The following is a 3,070-nucleotide window of genomic DNA, read 5'->3' on the forward strand; positions in this document are numbered from 1 at the left end:
GTAACCGTGTCCTGAAGGCCACCTTGCGGGAAGCTGCTGCGGGGTGCTGATAGCCGCTCTTTGCGAGGAGCGGTGATGAGCGAGGATATCGGAGCGTCGGGAGCGAGTGTTCTCGTGAGTGGTCATATGAGTAATCGTATGAGCAGTCGGATCGCGGTCGTGGGCGGGCGTCGCCGTTGGTCGGTAGATCAGAAGCTGGCGATCCTGCGCGAAGCGTTCGGCCCCGACGGCTCGGTCTCGGCGACGTGCCAGCGACACGCGGTCGGCAGCGGGATGCTCTATACGTGGCGCCGACAGGCATTGGCGGGCGATCTGACGGGAGCGAAGCGCACGTCGGTGCCGTCGTTCGCCGAGGTCGAGGTGTCGGTGCCGACCGCGGCGACGGCAGGGAGCGGCCAGATCGGGATCGAGCTGCCGTCGGGCGTGCGGATCACCGTCGATGCGGCGGTCGATGCCGACGCGCTGGCCCGGGTGATGTCCGTCCTTGCCCGATGATCCCGTTACCGCCGACGACACGCATCTATCTGGCCTGCGGCGCCACCGATATGCGCAAGGGGTTCGACGGCCTCGCGGTGCTGGTGCAGCAGGTTCTGGAGAAGAGTCCGCACTCGGGCGCGCTGTTCGCGTTCCGCGGCAAGCGGGGCGATCTGGTTAAGCTGCTCTGGTACGACGGCCAGGGCCTTTGCCTCTTCTCGAAGCGCATGGATCGGGGCCGGTTCATCTGGCCGATCACCAAGGCGGGCAAGGTCAGCCTCACCGCGGCGCAGCTTTCGATGCTACTCGAAGGCATCGACTGGCGGCGTCCCGAACGCACCGCGGCGCCCTTGCTTGCAGGGTAAAAAGTGGCGGATTAGTGTGGGTTTTACTGGCATCGCGGAGCCCGTTTTGCTAGGTGTTCCGGGTGTCGGAACCAGCCTCTTCCAGCATCGACAAAGACGCCCGGATCGCCGAGCTCGAAGCCGCTCTCGCGGCTCGCGATACGCTCATCGATACTCTCCGCCACCAGCTCGCTCAGCTTCGCCGCATGACCTTCGGCCAGTCGTCGGAGAAGCTCGCGCTGCAGATCGAGCAACTCGAGCTTGCCCTCGAGGAGCTCGAAGGCGAAGCCGAGGTCGCCGATAGCCGAACGACCGAACGGGCACCCGCCGAGCGACCCTCACCGGTGCGCGCACTGCCCGATCATCTGCCGCGCGCCGAACGGCGGATCGAGCCCGAGGCCGGCAGCTGCACCTGTCCCGATTGCGGCGGCGCGCTGCGGCCGCTTGGCGACGACAGCGACGAGCAACTCGACATTGCTCCGGTTCAGTGGCGCGTCATCCGCACCGTGCGGCCCAAGTATAGCTGCCGCGCCTGCGACAAGATCGTCCAGGCGCCCGCGCCAGCGAAGGCCATAGCACGCGGCAAGGCCAGCTTCGCCACGCTCGCCCATGTCGTCGTCCACAAGTTCGATCATCATCTCCCGCTTTACCGCCAGGCAGAGATGATGGCGGCGCAGGGCATCGACATCGACCGCTCGACCCTCGCCGGATGGGCGGGCCAAGCCGCGCATCTGCTCGATCCGATCGTCAGCCGTATCCGTGAGGAAGGATTGAAGGCCGCCAAGCTCCACACCGACGACACGCCGGTGCCGATGCTCATGCCCGGCAAGGGCCGGACAGCGGTGGCGCGGCTCTGGGCCTATGTCGTTGATGACCGCGCATCGGGCGCCGCCACCCCGGCGCTCGCCTGGTATCGGTTCACCCCCGATCGCAGCGGCATCCATCCGCAGAGCGAGCTAGGGTCATTCACCGGCCTTCTCCAAGCCGACGGCTATGCCGGATATGACAAGCTCTATCAGGGCAGTCGCATCCGCGAGGTTGCCTGCTGGGCGCACTTCCGCCGCAAGATCTTCGAGAACCACCAGACGAGCCCGACGACGCTCACTTGCCTCCTGCTCGATCGCATCGCCGGGCTTTACCGGATCGAAGAGGAAGTCCGCGGCCAGCCGCCCGATGTCCGGCGCCGACACCGACAGGAGCAAGCCAGGCCGCAGATCGACGCGCTTCGCGGCGCGATCGACGACGCCCTACGCCGCCTGTCGCCCAAGTCCGCGATGGCGAAGGCGCTCGCCTATGGTCGCAAGCGCTGGGACGCGCTGACCCGCTACATCGACGAGGGCATGGCGGAGATCGACAACAATATCGCCGAGCGCGCGATCCGGTCCATCGCCATCGGCCGCAAGAACTGGCTGTTCGCCGGATCGAAGACCGGCGGCGAGCGCGCCGCCGCCATCTATTCCGTCATCGAGACGGCCAAGCTCAATGGCGTCGAGCCGCAGGCCTATATCACCGACGTCATCGAGAAGATCGCCTCAGGCTGGCCCGCCTCCCGGTGGGACGAGCTCATGCCGTGGAACTGGACAGCGCAAAGCACGCCCGTCAGCATGGCGGCATGACCGACCAGATCGCCCGGATTCGCATCACGCTCGAAGACTTGAAGCCCGCCATCTGGCGCCGCGTCGAACTTCCCGTCACCAACAGCCTCAAGACCCTGCACCTCGCGATCCAGGCCTGCATGCTCTTCGAGAACTACCACCTGTTCCGGTTCGATATCGGCGATGCCGCCTATGGCATCCGCTTCGACGATGACGATGCTTTCATGATCCGCACCCGCGATGCCGCCCATATGCGCATCAACAAGCTCGTCGAGCGCGGCATCACCAGCTTCACCTACACCTATGATTTCGGGGACGATTGGCGCCATCGCATCGAGATCGAAGAGATCATACCCGCAAATCCCGGCATCGATTACCCACGGTTTGTCGATGGCGAACGTCGTGCTCCACCCGAAGACGTCGGCGGAGCCCCAGGATTTGAGGAGTTCCTCAATGCCATGGCCAAGCCGCGCCATCCCGAGCGCGCGTCCATGGTGCAATGGTATGGCGGCGTCTTCGATCCCACCGATATCAGCCCCGACGAGATCAACGCACGCATGGCGAAGCTCGCCAAGCGACGGGCACAGGGAAGAGCCGCCTACACCGACGCTAAATCCCGCGACAGCTAAGCGATGGCGGTTTCCTGACCACGCTTAC

The 3,070-nt window shown here is 65.4% G+C and carries 4 protein-coding genes; all 4 read left to right on the forward strand.

All coding sequences use genetic code 11. From position 1 onward, the window contains the following. Positions 1–138: 138 nt before the first annotated feature. Genes FFS68_RS17695 through FFS68_RS17710 form a run of 4 tightly spaced genes read left to right on the forward strand, consistent with a single transcriptional unit; the run spans position 139 to position 3,042 of the window. Complete coding sequence (locus FFS68_RS17695) at positions 139–495, forward strand: transposase (protein WP_137754516.1); 357 nt, start codon at positions 139–141, stop codon at positions 493–495. Beyond that, entirely contained in the window at positions 492–839 is a 348-nt protein-coding gene (gene tnpB / locus FFS68_RS17700) for an IS66 family insertion sequence element accessory protein TnpB (RefSeq protein WP_137754517.1), read from the forward strand. Before FFS68_RS17695 ends, tnpB begins: the two co-directional genes overlap by 4 nt. 53 nt (positions 840–892) lie before the next feature. Beyond that, the gene (locus tag FFS68_RS17705; RefSeq protein ID WP_137754518.1) at positions 893–2,434 is read left to right on the forward strand and encodes an IS66 family transposase; all 1,542 of its coding nucleotides are present in this window, start codon (positions 893–895) and stop codon (positions 2,432–2,434) included. Further along, positions 2,431–3,042: a plasmid pRiA4b ORF-3 family protein gene (locus FFS68_RS17710; protein WP_137754519.1), complete on the forward strand. Its 612-nt coding sequence runs from the start codon at positions 2,431–2,433 to the stop codon at positions 3,040–3,042. The genes FFS68_RS17705 and FFS68_RS17710 overlap by 4 nt, the downstream gene beginning before the upstream one ends. Positions 3,043–3,070: the final 28 nt, after the last annotated feature.

Origin of the sequence: Sphingopyxis sp. L1A2A (genome assembly GCF_005502465.1) — a bacterium.
In the GTDB taxonomy this organism is placed as follows: domain Bacteria; phylum Pseudomonadota; class Alphaproteobacteria; order Sphingomonadales; family Sphingomonadaceae; genus Sphingopyxis.